Below are 16,657 nucleotides of genomic sequence, written 5' to 3'. Positions count from 1 at the left end.
TTAGGCGGAGTACATATCCATTATTGTGGTAACGGCCACCTATGGTTCCGCCCCGCCCCCACCAATGGATATGCCCACAAAGCCAAGATCAAAGGATCGCAGCCGTCAGCACCTCCCACAGGTTTACCGCTTCCAGAGGTGCTGAATCACACCAGGCGAGCAAGCATCTCCTTGGCTTCGCTCTTCTGTCCGTCGTCACCCTCGCTGAGCACCTCGCCCAGGATATCCCGCGCGCCGTCCTTGTCGCCCATGTCGATGTAGGCCTGGGCCAAGTCCAGCTTGGTGGCGACTTCATCGGTGCCCGACAGGAAGTCGAACTCTGGCTCGTCGCTGTCCATGGCCAGCGCCGCATCTTCGGCGGTGAAGCTCGGCTCGCCGATAGGCGGATGCTCAAGATCCTCGGCAAAACGGTCCAGCTCGGCGTGCACATCATCCAGGTCGGTGATGAAATCATCCGGTTTGGCCGGGGGATCCATTTCATCAGCCAGGGACAGGTCGAAATCCGCCGGCAACTCCAGATCGTCAGGCGTCACCTCGGCTACCGCCGGCTCTTCGCTTGCGGCCAGGTCCTGGGGCTCATCGTCCAGGCTCAGCACCGCGGCGTCTTCAGCCAGGACCGACTCCGGCACATCGCCAGCCAGGTCCAGGTCGAAATCCGCCAGGTCGGCCGGGCTTTGCGGCGCGTCAGTCTGCTGCTGCAACACCGACTCGAAGCTCAGGTCGTCGTCCAGCGGGAAGTCTTCCAGTTCGGCAACCGGCTCGGTCGCGACCACAGCCGGCGACACCGCCTCCAGTTCGTCCAGGCTCAGATCGAAGGCGGCATCGAGGTCGTCATCCAGCGCAGCTTCTGGCGCCGCGGGTGTCGCAGCAGGCTCCTGTGGCTGATCCAGATCGAGATCAAAGGCGCTATCAAAGTCATCTTCCAGCGCAACCTCTGGTGCCGCCGGTGCCGCAGCAGGCTCCTGCGGCTGATCAAGATCGAGATCAAAGGCGCTATCGAAGTCATCTTCCGGCGCAACCTCTGCAGCAGCCGGCTCGACTGGCGAGGCGGCCTGCGGTGCATCCAGGTCGAGGTCGAAGGCGCTGTCGAGATCATCGCCCAGCGCCTGGTCTTCAGCGCTCGGCGCGGGGGCTTGCGGCTCGTCCTGCAGCAGGTCCTTGACGTATTGCGCATCCAGTTCGGCGGCTACCGCCGCGGCAGCGATGCCACCCACCGCCGCGACCGCAGCCATGGCCGGGAAGCGGCTCTTGAGTTCTTCGACTTGCGCAAAGTTCTTGCCATTGGCAACCAACTGGCGCTCCTGCACCACGAACGCATCACGATCGCCCTGCATGCCGTGGACTTCCATCAGCTTGAGGCGCAGCTCGCTGCGTTGCGGCTCTTGCTTGATGCCTTCCTCGAGCAGACTGGCGGCCTGGTTCAGGCGCCCCTCGTCGATATGGGCCTGGGCATGGCCCAGCACGTCGTCCGCCCGCTCGCCGGCCGGTGCCACCAACGGCGCGGCAATCGGGGTGGTCATCACCACCGGGGTAACAACCGCCGCAGCGACCGGCGCAGGCGTCGGCGCGGTGGTCAGCTTGGCGGTCGGAGCCGGTTCTTCGAGGCCTTCAAAACTGCTCTCCGGCAGGTCGAGGTCGTCGTTGAAATCCGATTCCTCGGCCAACGCACGCGCCATGCGTACGTGCTTCTCGGCCTCCTGCTGCGCCTTGCGCCGGCGTGCCAGCAACAACAGCAGCAACGCCAGGACAATCGCACCACCGCCGATCAGCCCCATCAACAGCGGATTGGTCAGCAATTCGTTGTAGGTCTGCTCGGGTGTCGCCTTGGCAGGGGTTTCATCAGGGGTGGCGGCCGGTGCAGCATCCACCGGTGCAGGCGCCGCAGCCGGTACGGACTCGGCAGGCGTGGTCGCGGCCGGGGCCACCAACTCCGCAGGCAGCGCCTCGGGCGAAGCAGCCTCAGGCGTCGCGCCGCCTTCAGCCTGCAACTTGGCCAGTTGATTGTTCTTCAGTTCGATCAAGCGTTGCAGCTTGTCCATCTGGCTCTGCAGGTCGGCCACGCGGCTTTTCAGCTCGGCATTGTCCCGCCGGGTGGTGTCCAGGCTTTCCTGGGTCACCGCCAGCTTGTTACTGATGCCCTTACTATCGCCGACCGCGCCTTTACCGGTTTTCTTGCCCGACTCGGCCGAGACCAGGCTCAAACTGTCGCGGGCCGCGCCCTGCGCCGCAGCCGCGTCAGGTGCACGACCGGTGGCATCCAGTTGCTGGGTCTGGGTCCGTGGCACATAACGACGGCCCTGGCGCCAGGCTTTGTTCTGCGCAGCCACCTCGGCAATGGCCTGGGCCTGGGGCAGTTGGCTGATTTGCGTGGCATCCGGCAGGCGCAGGACCTGGCCGGCCTTCAGGCGGTTGATGTTGCCATCGATGAAGGCATCCGGGTTCAGCGCCTGGATCGCCAGCATGGTCTGCTGGATCGAACCGCCGTTGCGCGCCTTCGCGGCGATGTCCCACAGGGTGTCGCGGGTCACGGTGGTGTGTTGCGCCGTCGCCCCGGTCACCGGCGCATTGATCGCCGGTGCAGCCTGTCCGGCCGCCTCGGCTGTCTGCGGCGAGAACTTGGACGGGTCGAGCAGCACGCTGTAGTCGCGCAGCAGGCGGCCATTGGGCCACATCACCTGGACCAGGAACTTGACCATGGGTTCGGACAGTGGCTGGCTGGAGGTCACCCGCAGAATGCTTTTGCCATTGGCATTGAGCACCGGGGTAAAGGTCAGGTCATTGAGGAACGCCTGGCGGTCCACGCCGGCCTTGGCGAAGTCATCGGCTGAGGCCAGGCTCGGCACCACTTCGGCCACCGTGAGGTCCTTGACATCGAGCAGCTCGATCTCGGCCACCAACGGTTGGTTCAGGGTCGACTTCAGGGTCAGTTCCCCGAGCCCAAGGGCATGCGCCATACCGGAGGACAGCGCCGAGGCGGCCGCTATTGCTAACACCAGTTTGCGAACTTGAACCATAGCCTCATCCTTTGTTTGAACATTCCTCGGCCAGCGAGAAGGTGTTGTTTGTCGCTGCCACAAGGCATTGCGCACAGGCCCCGGATGAGGCTGCACGCGATTATTTCACTGACACGCCAGAGAGCCTGCGCAGACGCTCCGCTTGCAAGCATAGCGCTCAGCTAGAATCATTCTGAAAATTGTTGCCAAGTATCTTTTACACAAGGTCTTTTATCAACAACTCGGCCACTTGCACCGCGTTGAGTGCCGCACCTTTGCGCACGTTATCTGACGTCAGCCACAGATTAAGTTCCGCCGGGTCGTCGACCCCGCTGCGAACCCGACCGACGTAGACCACGTCCTGGCCGACCGCATCGCCGACCGGCGTCGGGTAATCGCCCGCCTCCACCAACTCGATACCCTCGGCGGCCTCCAGCGCGGCGTTGACTGCCGCCAGGTCAACCGGCCTGGCCGACGCCAGGGTCACGCTAAAGCTATCGCCAAAAAACACCGGGGCTTGAACGCAAGTCACGGAAATTTTCAGCGCCGGCTGTCCGAGGACCGCGCGCAGTTCGTGGACCAGGCGTTTTTCCAGCAGGGTGTGGCCTTGCGCATCCGGTGTACCGACCTGGGCCAGCAGGTTGAATGCCATCTGCCGATCAAAAAAGCGCGGCTCCAGCGGACGCACGTTCAACAGCTCGGCCGTCTGCCGGGCCAGTTCGGTCACCGCCTCGCGCCCCTGAGTGGACACCGCCAGGCTGGCGGTCAGGGTCACTCGCTGCAGATCCAGCAGCTCGCGCAACGGCGCCAGCACCACTGCCAGGGTGGTTGCCGAGGCGCTCGGGCTGCTGACCTGGAACGGCTTTTTCAGGCCGGCCAGCACCTGGGCATTGGCTTCCGGCACCACCTGGGGCGCCTGCTCGGCCGGCAAGGCGCCGGACAGATCGATCAGCGAGCAGCCGGCGGCCGTCGCCCGTGGGGCAAAGCTCAAGGTGACCGCCGGGCCTGCGGCGAAGAACACCAGTTGCACCTTACTGAAATCAAACTCATCGACCTCCCGCACCCGCACGTTCTTGCCGCGAAACGGCACCGAATGCCCGGCCGATTCGCTACTGGCCAGCAGGTGCAGGTTGGCAATCGGGAAGTCGCGCTCTTCGAGAATCTGGACGAGGGTTTCGCCGACAGTACCGGTGGCGCCGACAACGGCGATATCAAAGGTCTGGCTCATGGTTCTACCTCAGGCGAAACGGGGGGGAGCGGCACTTTACCGGGTGGGTGGCGCACAGGCAATTATGCAGTGTCTGTATCGACTCCATCGCGGGCAAGCCCGCTCCCACAGGGTTCAACGCAATCCTTGTGGGAGCGGGCTTGCCCGCGATGACGGACTTTCGGTGGGCAAAAAAAACCCGCGCCTCTCGCGAGGCGCGGGTTTTTTCATGACATCAACCGATCAACGTTCCAGCAGGATCCGCAGCATGCGACGCAGCGGTTCGGCCGCGCCCCACAGCAACTGGTCGCCGACGGTGAACGCGCCCAGGTACTGGGTGCCCATGTTGAGCTTGCGCAGACGGCCAACCGGTACATTCAGGGTGCCGGTGACCTTGGTTGGGCTCAGCTCCTGCATGCTGCTTTCGCGGTTGTTCGGTACCAGCTTGACCCATGGGTTGTGCTGGCTGATCAGGCCTTCGATATCGGCGATCGGCACGTCTTTGTTCAGCTTGATGGTCAGCGCCTGGCTGTGGCAGCGCATGGCGCCGATACGCACGCAGATGCCGTCCACCGGGATCGGGCTCTTGAAGCGACCGAGGATCTTGTTGGTCTCAGCCTGAGCCTTCCACTCTTCACGGCTCTGGCCGTTCGGCAGTTCCTTGTCGATCCACGGGATCAGGCTGCCAGCCAGTGGTACGCCAAAGTTCTCGGTCGGGTACGCATCGCTGCGCATGGCTTCGGCCACACGGCGGTCGATGTCGAGGATGGCGCTGGCCGGGTTGGCCAGTTCATCGGCAACCGCGGCGTGGGTCGCGCCCATCTGCTTGATCAACTCACGCATGTTCTGCGCGCCGGCACCGGAGGCCGCCTGGTAGGTCATGGCGCTCATCCACTCCACCAGACCGGCTTCAAACAGGCCACCCAGGCCCATCAGCATCAGGCTGACGGTGCAGTTGCCGCCGATGTAGTTCTTGGTGCCCGCGTCCAGTTGCTGGTCGATGACCTTGCGGTTTACCGGGTCCAGTACGATGACGGCGTCATCCTGCATGCGCAGGCTGGAAGCGGCATCGATCCAGTAGCCCTGCCAGCCGGCTTCACGCAGCTTGGGGAAGACTTCACTGGTGTAGTCGCCACCCTGGCAGGTCAGAATCACGTCGAGGGTCTTGAGCTCTTCAATGCTGTAAGCGTCTTTGAGCGGAGCAATATCCTTGCCCACGGACGGGCCTTGCCCACCGACATTGGAGGTGGTGAAAAACACCGGCTCAATGAGATCAAAATCCTGCTCTTCCAGCATCCGCTGCATGAGCACGGAACCGACCATACCGCGCCAACCGATCAGACCTACACGTTTCATCGCAACTACACCTTTTACAAAAAGTGGGCTCGCTTGCCGGCATCAGCAACAAGCGGGGCCCGAGAGATTACAGATTCCGCAGCGCGGCGACTACTGCGTCGCCCATTTCCTGCGTTCCGACTTTGCGGCAACCGGCCGACCAGATGTCGCCAGTGCGCAAGCCCTGGTCCAGGACCAGGCTCACCGCCTGCTCGATGGCATCGGCCGCCGCCTGCTGGTTGAAGCTGTAGCGCAGCATCATCGACACCGACAAGATGGTCGCCAGCGGGTTGGCAATGCCAAGGCCTGCGATATCCGGCGCCGAGCCGTGGCAAGGCTCGTACATGCCCTTGTTGTGGGTGTCCAGGGACGCCGACGGCAGCATGCCGATGGAGCCGGTGAGCATCGACGCCTGGTCGGACAGGATGTCGCCGAACATGTTGTCGGTGACGATCACGTCGAACTGCTTGGGTGCACGCACCAGTTGCATGGCAGCGTTGTCGACGTACATGTGGCTCAGTTCGACCTCAGGGTAATCCTTGGCCACCTCCTCGACCACTTCGCGCCACAGTTGGCTGGACGCCAGCACGTTGGCCTTGTCCACCGAGCACAGCTTCTTGCCACGAACCATGGCCATGTCAAAACCGACACGGGCAATCCGGCGGATTTCGCTTTCGCTGTACGGCAGGGTGTCGTAGGACTGGCGCTCGCCGTTTTCCAGGATACGGGTGCCGCGTGGCGCGCCGAAGTAGATGCCGCCGGTCAGTTCGCGGACGATCAGGATGTCCAGGCCAGCAACGATTTCCGGCTTCAGGCTGGAAGCCTCGGCCAGTTGCGGGTAAAGGATCGCCGGACGCAGGTTGCCGAACAGGCCCAGTTGCGCACGGATTTTCAGCAGGCCGCGCTCAGGGCGGATGTCACGCTCGATGGTGTCCCATTTCGGGCCGCCCACGGCGCCCAGCATTACAGCGTCGGCCGCGCGCGCGCGCTCCAGGGTTTCGTCCGCCAGCGGTACACCGTGCTTGTCGATGGCCGCGCCGCCGATCACGTCGTGGCTCAATTCCAGGCCCAGGGCGAACTTATCGCTGGCCAGCTCCAGCACCTTGACTGCTTCGGCCATGATTTCCGGACCAATACCGTCGCCTGGGAGAATCAGAATCTGCTTGCTCATGGGTTCCTCATGTCATCAGTCGGCGCGCCATACGAGGCACGCCCGGAAAAATTCTAGCGTTCGGCCATCAACACCAGCACGTCGGTGCTGAACGAACCATCGGCTTCGATCTGGAAATACTCGCGCACTTCGCTGCCCATCGCCTGTTGCAGCTCGCGGATCGCCCCGCGCATCACTTCGGGGGTACGCATGCGCTCGACCCAGGAGCTGTATTCCAGGCGCAGGCGCTGACGGCTGGTGCTGCGGGCAGACAACCCTGCCTCACTGACCTGGCGCAACCACTCGCCGGCGGAATAGTCGCGCACATGGCTGGTGTCGCGCAGCACTTCGACGCTCTGCAGGTAAGTGTCGAACAACGGGCTACCCGGCGACAAGACATCAATGAACGCCGCCACCCCGCCCGGCTTCAATACCCGACGCACTTCGCGCAGGGCCAGGCCGAGATCGCTCCAATGGTGCGCCGAATAACGGCTGAAGACGAAGTCGAATTCACCCTCGGCGAACGGCAACCGCTCGGCGGCACCCAGGACTGTCGAAACGTTGCTCAAGCCACGATCCACCGCAGCGCCGGCGACCACATCGAGCATCTGCTGCGACAGGTCGTAGGCCACCACTTCCTTGACCAGCGCAGCCACGTGAAAGCTCACATGCCCGGCGCCACAGCCCAGGTCCAGCACCCGCGCATCAGCGCGCCCCGCCACCTCGGCCTGGAGCAGCGCGAACTCAGTGCCCTGGGCGTGCACGGCACTGCTCAGGTAGGCCGTGGCCTGCTCACCGAATTGCTTTTGTACGACTTGGGTGTGCTGGGTGGTGCGGGTCATGGGGACTTCCTTTTAGGTGGTTAGCCTTGTGGTGCCTGATCTGACCTGATCGCGGGCAAGCCCGCTCCCACAGGTTTTGTGAACAGCACACATCACTGTGGGAGTGGGCTTGCCCGCGATGAGGGCAGCACTACCTACCTGAATCTCGTATCAATCACGCGTCACGAAACAGCCACGGCTGGCTCGCCCGGTGCTTGGCCTCAAACGTGGCAATCGCCTCGTGGTCCTGCAAGGTCAGGCCGATGTCGTCCAGGCCGTTGAGCAGGCAATGCTTGCGGAAGGCGTCGATCTCGAAGTTCAGCACCTTGCCGTCGGGACGGGTCACGGTCTGGGCCTGCAGGTCGACCTGCAACTGATAGCCCGGCGTGCTTTGCACTTGCTCGAACAGTTCGTCGACTTCAGCGTCGCTCAAGATGATCGGCAGCAAGCCGTTCTTGAAGCTGTTGTTGAAGAAGATGTCGGCGTAGCTCGGCGCGATGATGCTGCGAAACCCGTACTCTTCCAGGGCCCACGGCGCATGCTCGCGGCTCGAGCCGCAACCGAAGTTCTCACGGGCCAGCAATACGCTGGCGCCCTGGTAACGTTCGGCGTTGAGCACGAAGTCCTTGTTCAGCGGACGCTTGGAGTTGTCCTGGTACGGCTGCCCGACATCGAGGTAGCGCCACTCGTCGAACAGGTTCGGACCAAAACCGGTGCGCTTGATCGACTTCAAGAATTGCTTGGGAATGATCTGGTCGGTATCGACGTTGGCACGATCCAGAGGCGCGACAAGACCAGTGTGCTGGGTAAAAGCTTTCATGCTGCGCTCCTTCAGATCAATTCGCGGACGTCAATGAAACGGCCGTTGACAGCGGCTGCGGCGGCCATGGCCGGGCTGACCAGGTGGGTACGACCACCGGCGCCCTGACGGCCTTCGAAGTTGCGGTTGGAGGTGGACGCGCAATGCTCGCCACTTTCCAAGCGGTCCGGGTTCATCGCCAGGCACATCGAGCAACCTGGCTCACGCCATTCGAACCCGGCCTCGAGGAAAATCTTGTCCAGGCCTTCCGACTCCGCCTGGGCCTTCACCAGACCCGAACCCGGGACCACGATGGCTTGCTTGATGGTCGAGGCCACCTTGCGGCCCTTGGCGATCACGGCTGCCGCGCGCAAGTCTTCGATCCGCGAGTTGGTGCAAGAGCCAATGAACACGCGATCCAGCTGAATGTCGGTGATCGCCTGATTGGCGGTCAAACCCATGTACTTCAAGGCACGGACGATGGAATCGCGCTTGACCAGGTCCATTTCCTTGGCCGGGTCCGGCACGTTCTGGTCCACCGCCAAGACCATCTCGGGCGAAGTGCCCCAGCTGACTTGCGGCTTGATCTGGCTCGCGTCGAGTTCGACGACGGTGTCGAATACCGCATCGGCATCGGAAACCAGGTCTTTCCAGGCTTCGACAGCCAAGTCCCACTCTGCGCCTTTCGGGGCGAATGGACGGCCTTTGACGTACGCCACGGTTTTTTCGTCGGCGGCCACCAGGCCTACACGGGCACCGGCTTCGATGGACATGTTGCAGATGGTCATGCGGCCTTCGACCGACAATTCGCGAATTGCGCTACCGGCGAATTCGATGGCATGGCCATTGCCGCCCGCGGTACCGATCTTGCCGATCACGGCGAGCACGATGTCCTTGGCCGTCACGCCGAACGGCAAGGTGCCTTCGACGGACACCAGCATGTTCTTCATTTTCTTGGCGACCAGGCACTGGGTGGCGAGCACGTGCTCGACCTCGGAGGTGCCGATGCCGTGGGCCAGGGCACCAAAGGCGCCGTGGGTCGAGGTATGGGAGTCGCCGCAGACCACGGTCATGCCTGGCAAGGTGGCGCCCTGCTCCGGGCCGATGACGTGAACGATGCCCTGGCGCACGTCGTTCATCTTGAATTCGACGATGCCGTACTCGTCACAGTTGTCGTCGAGGGTCTGAACCTGCAAACGCGAGACCTGGTCGACAATGGCGTCGATGCCGCCCTTGCGCTCCGGGGTGGTCGGTACGTTGTGGTCCGGGGTCGCGATGTTGGCATCGATGCGCCACGGCTTGCGCCCGGCCAGACGCAGGCCTTCAAAGGCTTGCGGCGAGGTCACTTCGTGAATGATGTGACGATCGATATAGATCAGCGCCGAACCATCGTCGCGCTGCTTGACCAAATGCGAATCCCAGAGCTTGTCGTAGAGCGTTTTGCCGGCCATCAGACGTTTTCCTCATCAGCTTGTTTCTATGCCCTGGGCCTTGAGCGACTCAATAACCCCTTGGCTTGTGAGGTCGATCCTATGGGGTTACATTAAATAACTCAAATTCATATTTTTTATGCTTTGGATAACCAACTGGAATACAAACATGGACCTGGCCAACCTCAATGCTTTTATTGCCATCGCCGAGACCGGCAGCTTCTCCGGCGCCGGTGAACGCCTGCACCTGACCCAGCCGGCCATCAGTAAACGCATCGCCGGCCTGGAGCAACAGCTCAAGGTTCGCCTGTTCGATCGCCTGGGTCGTGAAGTGGGCCTGACCGAAGCCGGGCGCGCCCTGCTGCCGCGGGCCTACCAGATCATCAACGTGCTGGATGACACTCGTCGCGCCCTGACCAACCTGACCGGCGAGGTGACCGGTCGCCTGACCCTGGCCACCAGTCACCATATCGGCCTGCATCGCTTGCCCCCCTTATTGAGGGCGTTCACCCGCCAATACCCCGAGGTGGCGCTGGACATCCAGTTCCTCGACTCGGAAGTGGCCTACGAAGAGATCCTTCACGGCCGTGCCGAACTGGCGGTGATTACCCTGGCCCCGGAACCCCACACCCTGGTCAAGGCCACCCCGGTCTGGGACGACCCGCTGGATTTCGTGGTCGCCCCCGAGCATTCGCTGATCAGCAACGGCGCGGTCAGCCTGGTCGACATCGCGCTGCACCCGGCGGTATTCCCCGGCGGCAACACCTTCACTCATCACATCGTCCAGCGCCTGTTCGAGGCCCAGGGACTGACGCCCAACATCGCCATGAGCACCAACTACCTGGAAACCATCAAGATGATGGTGTCCATCGGCCTGGCCTGGAGCGTCCTGCCGCGCACCATGCTCGACGAACAGGTGGCACGCATCCCATTGCCGGGCATACAACTCACTCGCCAGCTAGGCTATATCGTGCACACCGAAAGGACGTTGTCGAATGCCGCGCGGGCCTTCATGGCTTTGCTGGACGCACAGATCGATTTGCCAGGGACTGATGGCTAACTTGTGCTACTCCTATAGAGCCGCAAAACCCGTGCCTAACGCCACATTCAGCCCAAGGCCTGCTACCAATGCCCAATTCTGTTGACCGCCCTCGTTCCCATACGCCATTGATGCCGCGTATCCAGGCGCTTGACCCCCACACGTCGGAGCAAAGCTGGGAAAGCGCTCCGCAGTTGCTGGCCGCCCTTAACGGCGCGCGCCTGGGTGCCTGGTATTGGGACATCGAGCGCGGGCTGATCAGTTGGTCACGAGGCACCCAGGCTTTGTTCGGCTTCGACCCCCGGCACCCCTTGCCGGCAGACCTTGAATACCTCGACCTGCTGCCCCCCGAGGACCGGCCCAAGACCCTGCGTGCATTCAACGCAGTCATCGCCGGCGCGCCCCTGGAACAAGTGATGCACCACCGCATCCGCTGGCCGGATGGCAGCCTGCACTGGCTGGAAATCAGCGGCAGCCTGCTGCCGGACAAACAGGGTCGGCCACGGATGATCGGGGTGATCCGCGAGATCACCCATCAGCGCCAGCGCGAACAGGCCCTGAGCAGCTCGGAAAAACGCTTCGCCACGCTGTTTCACCTGTGCCCCAACATGGTCTTGCTGACCCGCCAGGAAGACGGCCTGATCACCGAGGCCAACCAGTATTTCGAAAGCCTGTTCGGCTGGCCGGTGCAGGACGCCATTGGTCGTACCACCCTGGAGCTGGGGCTGTGGGTGCACCCGGAACAGCGGGCCAAGCTGGTCAAGGCGACCAAGGCCAAGGGCGAGCTGGTCAGCATGGAAGTGCAGTTTCGTGCCAGCAACGGGCAGGTCCATGACGGTATCCTCAGCGCGCAGAAGGTCGAACTCGAAGGCCAGCCCTACCTGCTGAGCACCTTTCTCGACACCACTGAACGCAAAATCGCCGAACACGCACTCAAGGACAGCCAGGAGCGCCTGGACCTGGCCCTGGATTCCGCCCAACTGGGCACCTGGGACTGGCACATCCCCAGCGGCATGCTCTACGGCTCGGCGCGGGCCGCCCAACTGCACGGGCTGGAACCCATCCCCTTTCATGAGTCCTTCGAGGAATTTTTCGAAGGGGTGCCCGGCGAAGAACGCGACAGCATGCGCGACGCCTACCGCAGCCTGCGTGAAGGCCCGGCGGGCAACTACCAGCTGACTTATCGGGTGCAGTTGGCCGATGGCAGTTCGCGCTACCTGGAAAGCCGCGCGCGCCTGTATCGCGACGAAAAGGGCCAGCCCTTGCGCATGGCCGGGACCTTGCTGGACATCACCGACCAGGTGGAGCGCGAACAGCGCCTGGTGGCCTCCGAAGAGAAGTTCGCCACCCTGTTCCAGGTCAGCCCGGACCCGATCTGCGTGACCCGCCAGGACAGCGGCCAGTTCATCGAAATCAACAACAGCTTCACCCAGACCTTCGGCTGGACCGCCGCCGACGTGATCGGCCGCAGCGCCGACGACATCGGCCTGTGGGACGCCTCGGCGCAGAGCCTGCGGCGGATCGAACAGGTGATCCGCGAACAGGGCCTGAACAATGTAGCGATCATGGTCCAGCACAAGGACGGCCAATCCCTGACCTGCGTGATCTCCAGCCGGCAAATCAGCGTCGGCGAGCAACCGTGCATCGTGACCACCCTGCGCGACATTACCCAGCAACAGCGTTCGGAGGCCGCGCTCAAGGCCAGCGAAGAGAAATTCGCCAAGGCGTTTCACTCCAGCCCCGACGCCATCACTATCACCGAGCGCGACACCGGGCGTTACCTGGAGGTCAACGATGGCTTTTGCCGCCTGACCGGCTACCGCGCCGAGGAGGTGATCGGCAAGACCGTGTACCAAGTGGGTATCTGGGCTGAAGAAAAGCAGCGCTCCATGCTGCTGGCGGAGTTGCAACTCAAGGGCCGGGTCCACCACCTGGAAATGCTCGGGCGCAACAAGAGCGGGCAGTTGCTCACCGTCGAAGTCTCGGTGGAGCCGATCACCCTCAACGAAACCGACTGTCTGCTACTGACCGCGCGGGACGTCAGCCTGCTGAAGAACGCCGAAGCGCAGATCCGCCACCTGGCCTACCACGACTCCCTGACCAACCTGCCCAACCGCGCCCTGCTGATGGACCGCCTGAGCCAGCAGATTGCCCTGCTCAAGCGCCACAACCTGCGCGGCGCACTGCTGTTCCTCGACCTCGACCACTTCAAGCACATCAATGACTCCCTGGGCCACCCGGTGGGCGACACGGTGCTGAAGATCATCACCGCGCGCCTGGAAGCCAGCGTGCGCATGGAAGACACCGTGGCCCGCCTGGGCGGTGACGAGTTCGTGGTGCTGCTCAGTGGCCTGGAAGGCTCGCGCAATGAAGTCAGCGATCAGGTGCGGGACCTGGCCGACACCTTGCGCGAACTGCTGTCGGAGCCGATGTTCCTCGACGGCCACCGCCTGCAGGTCACCCCCAGCATCGGCGTGGCCTTGATTCCCGACCATGGCTCGACCCCCACCGACCTGCTCAAGCGCGCGGACATTGCCCTGTATCGGGCCAAGGACTCGGGGCGCAACACGACGCAGATGTACCACAACACCATGCAGAAGGCCGCCAGCGAGCGCTTGCGCATGGAAACCGACCTGCGCCTGGCCCTGTCGCGGGGAGAATTCCGGGTGCACTACCAACCCCAGGTCGATGCCCGCGACAACCGTATCGTCGGCGCCGAAGCTCTGGTGCGCTGGACCCACCCGCAATTGGGCGCACAGTCGCCGAACGAATTCATCAAGGTGCTGGAAGACAGCGGGCTGATCCTCGAAGTCGGCACCTGGATCCTCGATGAAGCCTGCCAGGCCTTCAAGCAACTGATCACCCGGGGCAAGGTCAACCCGCTGAACTTCAGCCTGTGCGTGAACATCAGCCCGCGACAGTTCCGCCAGGTCGATTTCGTCGAGCGCATCGAGCGCAGCCTCAGCAGCCATGGCCTGCCCTGCTCGCTGCTGAAACTGGAAATCACCGAAGGCATCGTGATCCAGAACCTGGAGGACACCATCAGCAAAATGCGTCGCCTGAAAAAACTCGGCGTCAGCTTTGCCATGGACGACTTCGGCACCGGCTACTCGTCACTGACCTACCTCAAGCGCCTGCCGGTGGACACCTTGAAAATCGACCAGTCGTTCATTCGCGACGCCACCAGCGACCCCAACGACGCCGAAATCATCCGCGCCATCGTCGCCATGGCCCGCAGCCTGGCACTGGAAGTCATCGCCGAGGGCGTGGAAACCCCGGAACAGCTTGAGTTTTTGCAGGGCCTGGGCTGCCACTTGTACCAGGGCTACCTGCATAGCCGGCCGTTGCCGGTGGAGGAGTTTCAGTTATTGCTCAAATGAGAGGCGCCAAAAACGACAATAAAAAAGGGCGCCATCGGCGCCCTTCTTCATTGCGGTGACTCAGTGCTGCAGTGCAGGTTTTTGCTCGCCGTTGATCGGGATGCGTTTGGCTTTCGCCTCTTCCGGCACGATGCGCAGCAGGTCAATGCTCAACAGGCCATTGCGCAGGTCCGCGGCCTTGATCTCGATGTGATCGGCCAGGCGGAACGACAGTTTGAACGCGCGCTGGGCGATGCCCTGGTGCAGGAAGGTCACGCTGTCATTGCTGTCGCGTTTGCCGCCACTGATGGTCAACACGCCTTTTTCGACTTGCAGCTCCAGGTCTTCTTCCTGGAAGCCGGCTGCCGCCACGACAATGCGGTACTGGTCATCACCGTGTTTTTCAACGTTGTAGGGTGGGTAGCTGCTGCCGGGCTCGTTGCGCAGCGCAGACTCGAACAGATCGTTGAAACGATCGAAACCTACCGAAGAACGGAACAGTGGAGCCAGGGAAAATGCGGTACTCATGGTTCAAATCTCCTGAAAACAATCAGCAAGGTTTTTTGTCTCCGCGACCCGAATTCGGCATCGCGTAACCCTTAGATAAGGACCGCTGATTGCATTTCAAGAGGTTTTTTGCAGTTTTTTTTCAGGCCGCTTCAGCGACCTGCAAACCCAGCAAACGGGAAACCTGGTCCAGCTCCGTCTCCCGGCGCATGAGGGTAAACAGCTCCACCGCCTCCGGATAATTGCGGGTCAACATCGCCAGCCATTGCTTCAAGCGACCCGGCGATTGACGCGCTGTCATCTGCGCCTTGGCCTGCAGCCAGAACGCCTGGATCAACGGCAACAGCTCGGCCCAGGTCATCTCGACCACCTCTTCACCCGCCCGGGCGGCAGCGATCTGTCGCGCCAGGTCAGGGCGCGACACCAGGCCGCGACCCAGCATGATGTCTTCCACCCCGCTGATCTCGCGGCATCGGCGCCAGTCGTCGACGCTCCAGATATCGCCATTGGCGAACACCGGCACCTTGACCACTTCCTGCACCCGCGGGATCCACTCCCAATGCGCCGGCGGCTTGTAACCGTCCATCTTGGTCCGCGCATGCACCACGATGTGCTCCGCGCCGCCTTCGGCCAGCGCGGTGGCACACACCAGCGAACCGTCCGGGCTATCAAAGCCCAGGCGCATCTTGGCGGTCACCGGGATGTGCGCCGGAACGGCGCGCCGGACATGCTCGACGATCTGGTTGAGCAGCTCGGGCTCCTTGAGCAACACCGCACCGCCACGGGACTTGTTGACGGTCTTGGCCGGGCAGCCGAAGTTCAGGTCGATCACCTGCGAGCCCAGCTCACAGGCCAACGCCGCGTTTTCCGCCAGGCACACCGGATCGGAACCGAGCAATTGCACACGCAGCGGCACGCCGGCAGCGGTCTTGGCACCGTTGAGCAATTCAGGACCGAACTTGTGGAAATAGGCAGGGGTGAGCAGTTGATCGTTGATCCGGATGAACTCGGTCACGCACCAATCGATACCGCCAACCCGGGTCAGCACGTCCCGCAGGATGTTGTCGACCAACCCCTCCATGGGCGCCAAGGCAATTTGCATGGAAAACACTCAACAAAAATCGTGCGGCAGTTTAGCCGGTTTCGCCGATCAGGGCATGCCGTACCGGTGGACGGTTGTTTCAGACAGACGATTACAGAATCAACCTACATCATTCGAAGAAGCGACTGATTTAATCCCCATCATATCCTCATCTAGCGTGCGTCCTCTCGAGCAAACAAGGACGCATCCGCATGAGGCGCTACAACATCACCGTGGGGGCAAAAACCACAGTCAACGGTACGGTACGGACGGGCTACGGATCCTGGACCATCGATGGCCAGGCTATCGCTTGCGAAGGCGAATGCCCGGCATGTGACAGCACCGGCGTCATCGTCTGTGACGGCCCGCACCTGCCGGAACTTATGGGGGGACGCGCGGCTGCCCTGGACGGCGATCTTTGCCACTGCAAATGCGACCCGCAGCCCCGCCTGATTGCCAACCAGACAACGATTATCGCAAGCTGAAGAATGCCCTTGGCATGTCCAGTCGCAGCATCGTTCATCATTGGAAGAAGGCAGGTGTGCCTGGACAACTGCCCGGATACGCCACCCATCTGGGAAAAGTCGCCCGGGCCAGCCGGTACATGAAAGCCGGTGGCTATATAGGTGTATTGATCGGCGGTGTTTCCGGGTACCTGAGCACCCAACAGGTTTGTAGCGACAACCCCGACTCTGTGGCATGTGAGCGTGTCAGGTTTGTTGAAGGCGGCAAGTTTTTGCTCGGGACAGCGGGTGGCTCACTGGGAGCTTACGCGGGTGCCCGCTCGACTTCGTCGATATGCATGGCTCTCGGTATCACTACAGCCATTGGAGGGATCGCATGCGCTGCGGCTCTGATTGGCATTGGTTCTCTAGTGGGGACATCCATAGGTACTGAGGCAGGAGAGAAAGGCGGTGATCTTCTGTATGAAGTAGT

At 62.4% G+C, this 16,657-nt stretch carries 12 protein-coding genes; 3 read left to right on the top strand and 9 right to left on the bottom strand.

What is annotated here, in order from left to right:
- Positions 1–146 precede the first annotated feature (146 nt).
- The 7 genes from Q1W70_RS20230 to leuC form a co-directional block, all read right to left on the bottom strand.
- Positions 147–3,014 carry a motility hub landmark protein FimV gene (locus tag Q1W70_RS20230; protein WP_166591459.1) on the bottom strand — a complete coding sequence of 956 codons (2,868 nt, stop codon included), beginning with the start codon at positions 3,012–3,014 and terminating at the stop codon, positions 147–149.
- A gap of 196 nt (positions 3,015–3,210) precedes the next feature.
- Positions 3,211–4,221 carry an aspartate-semialdehyde dehydrogenase gene (locus Q1W70_RS20225; protein ID WP_166591458.1) on the bottom strand — a complete coding sequence of 337 codons (1,011 nt, stop codon included), beginning with the start codon at positions 4,219–4,221 and terminating at the stop codon, positions 3,211–3,213.
- A gap of 222 nt (positions 4,222–4,443) precedes the next feature.
- Complete coding sequence (gene asd / locus Q1W70_RS20220) at positions 4,444–5,556, bottom strand: aspartate-semialdehyde dehydrogenase (protein ID WP_166591457.1); 1,113 nt, start codon at positions 5,554–5,556, stop codon at positions 4,444–4,446.
- 67 nt (positions 5,557–5,623) lie between these two features.
- Entirely contained in the window at positions 5,624–6,706 is a 1,083-nt protein-coding gene (gene leuB, locus Q1W70_RS20215) for a 3-isopropylmalate dehydrogenase (protein WP_185818623.1), read from the bottom strand.
- A gap of 53 nt (positions 6,707–6,759) precedes the next feature.
- On the bottom strand, positions 6,760–7,527 hold the full coding sequence (locus Q1W70_RS20210; protein ID WP_166591455.1) for a class I SAM-dependent methyltransferase: 768 nt from the start codon (positions 7,525–7,527) through the stop codon (positions 6,760–6,762).
- Positions 7,528–7,681: 154 nt separating this feature from the next.
- Positions 7,682–8,326, bottom strand: a complete 645-nt coding sequence (leuD, locus tag Q1W70_RS20205) for a 3-isopropylmalate dehydratase small subunit (RefSeq protein WP_166591454.1) — start codon at positions 8,324–8,326, stop codon at positions 7,682–7,684.
- Positions 8,327–8,337: 11 nt separating this feature from the next.
- A complete protein-coding gene (gene leuC, locus Q1W70_RS20200; RefSeq protein WP_166591453.1) occupies positions 8,338–9,756 on the bottom strand; it encodes a 3-isopropylmalate dehydratase large subunit in 1,419 nt (472 codons plus the stop codon).
- 148 nt (positions 9,757–9,904) lie between these two features.
- Between leuC and Q1W70_RS20195 the strand changes: the two genes are divergently transcribed.
- Both Q1W70_RS20195 and Q1W70_RS20190 read left to right on the top strand, forming a co-directional pair.
- Entirely contained in the window at positions 9,905–10,795 is an 891-nt protein-coding gene (locus tag Q1W70_RS20195; RefSeq protein ID WP_166591452.1) for a LysR family transcriptional regulator, read from the top strand.
- A 68-nt stretch (positions 10,796–10,863) separates the two neighbouring features.
- Complete coding sequence (locus tag Q1W70_RS20190; RefSeq protein ID WP_166591451.1) at positions 10,864–14,154, top strand: PAS domain S-box protein; 3,291 nt, start codon at positions 10,864–10,866, stop codon at positions 14,152–14,154.
- Positions 14,155–14,214: 60 nt separating this feature from the next.
- Here Q1W70_RS20190 and Q1W70_RS20185 read toward each other — a convergent pair whose 3' ends face one another.
- Together Q1W70_RS20185 and Q1W70_RS20180 are read right to left on the bottom strand one after the other, a co-directional pair.
- Positions 14,215–14,661, bottom strand: a complete 447-nt coding sequence (locus Q1W70_RS20185) for an Hsp20 family protein (protein WP_095171347.1) — start codon at positions 14,659–14,661, stop codon at positions 14,215–14,217.
- 121 nt (positions 14,662–14,782) lie between these two features.
- Complete coding sequence (locus Q1W70_RS20180) at positions 14,783–15,742, bottom strand: tRNA dihydrouridine synthase (protein WP_166591450.1); 960 nt, start codon at positions 15,740–15,742, stop codon at positions 14,783–14,785.
- Between the two features lie 191 nt (positions 15,743–15,933).
- Between Q1W70_RS20180 and Q1W70_RS20175 the strand changes: the two genes are divergently transcribed.
- Positions 15,934–16,206 (top strand): PAAR domain-containing protein, encoded by a 273-nt coding sequence (locus tag Q1W70_RS20175; RefSeq protein ID WP_166591449.1) that lies wholly within the window; start codon positions 15,934–15,936, stop codon positions 16,204–16,206.
- The last annotated feature ends 451 nt before the right edge of the window (positions 16,207–16,657 follow it).

Origin of the sequence: Pseudomonas kielensis (assembly GCF_030505375.1) — a bacterium.
GTDB classification, from domain to species: domain Bacteria; phylum Pseudomonadota; class Gammaproteobacteria; order Pseudomonadales; family Pseudomonadaceae; genus Aquipseudomonas; species Aquipseudomonas kielensis.
This window is presented reverse-complemented; position numbering and strand designations above follow the sequence as displayed.

Bases quoted from the DNA above. Each gene is read 5' to 3' on its own strand.
- Q1W70_RS20230 (WP_166591459.1), bottom strand. From the start codon at position 3,014: ATGGTTCAAGTTCGCAAACTGGTGTTAGCAATAGCGGCCGCCTCGGCG.
- Q1W70_RS20225 (WP_166591458.1), bottom strand. From the start codon at position 4,221: ATGAGCCAGACCTTTGATATCGCCGTTGTCGGCGCCACCGGTACTGTC.
- asd (WP_166591457.1), bottom strand. From the start codon at position 5,556: ATGAAACGTGTAGGTCTGATCGGTTGGCGCGGTATGGTCGGTTCCGTG.
- leuB (WP_185818623.1), bottom strand. From the start codon at position 6,706: ATGAGCAAGCAGATTCTGATTCTCCCAGGCGACGGTATTGGTCCGGAA.
- Q1W70_RS20210 (WP_166591455.1), bottom strand. From the start codon at position 7,527: ATGACCCGCACCACCCAGCACACCCAAGTCGTACAAAAGCAATTCGGT.
- leuD (WP_166591454.1), bottom strand. From the start codon at position 8,326: ATGAAAGCTTTTACCCAGCACACTGGTCTTGTCGCGCCTCTGGATCGT.
- leuC (WP_166591453.1), bottom strand. From the start codon at position 9,756: ATGGCCGGCAAAACGCTCTACGACAAGCTCTGGGATTCGCATTTGGTC.
- Q1W70_RS20195 (WP_166591452.1), top strand. From the start codon at position 9,905: ATGGACCTGGCCAACCTCAATGCTTTTATTGCCATCGCCGAGACCGGC.
- Q1W70_RS20190 (WP_166591451.1), top strand. From the start codon at position 10,864: ATGCCCAATTCTGTTGACCGCCCTCGTTCCCATACGCCATTGATGCCG.
- Q1W70_RS20185 (WP_095171347.1), bottom strand. From the start codon at position 14,661: ATGAGTACCGCATTTTCCCTGGCTCCACTGTTCCGTTCTTCGGTAGGT.
- Q1W70_RS20180 (WP_166591450.1), bottom strand. From the start codon at position 15,742: ATGCAAATTGCCTTGGCGCCCATGGAGGGGTTGGTCGACAACATCCTG.
- Q1W70_RS20175 (WP_166591449.1), top strand. From the start codon at position 15,934: ATGAGGCGCTACAACATCACCGTGGGGGCAAAAACCACAGTCAACGGT.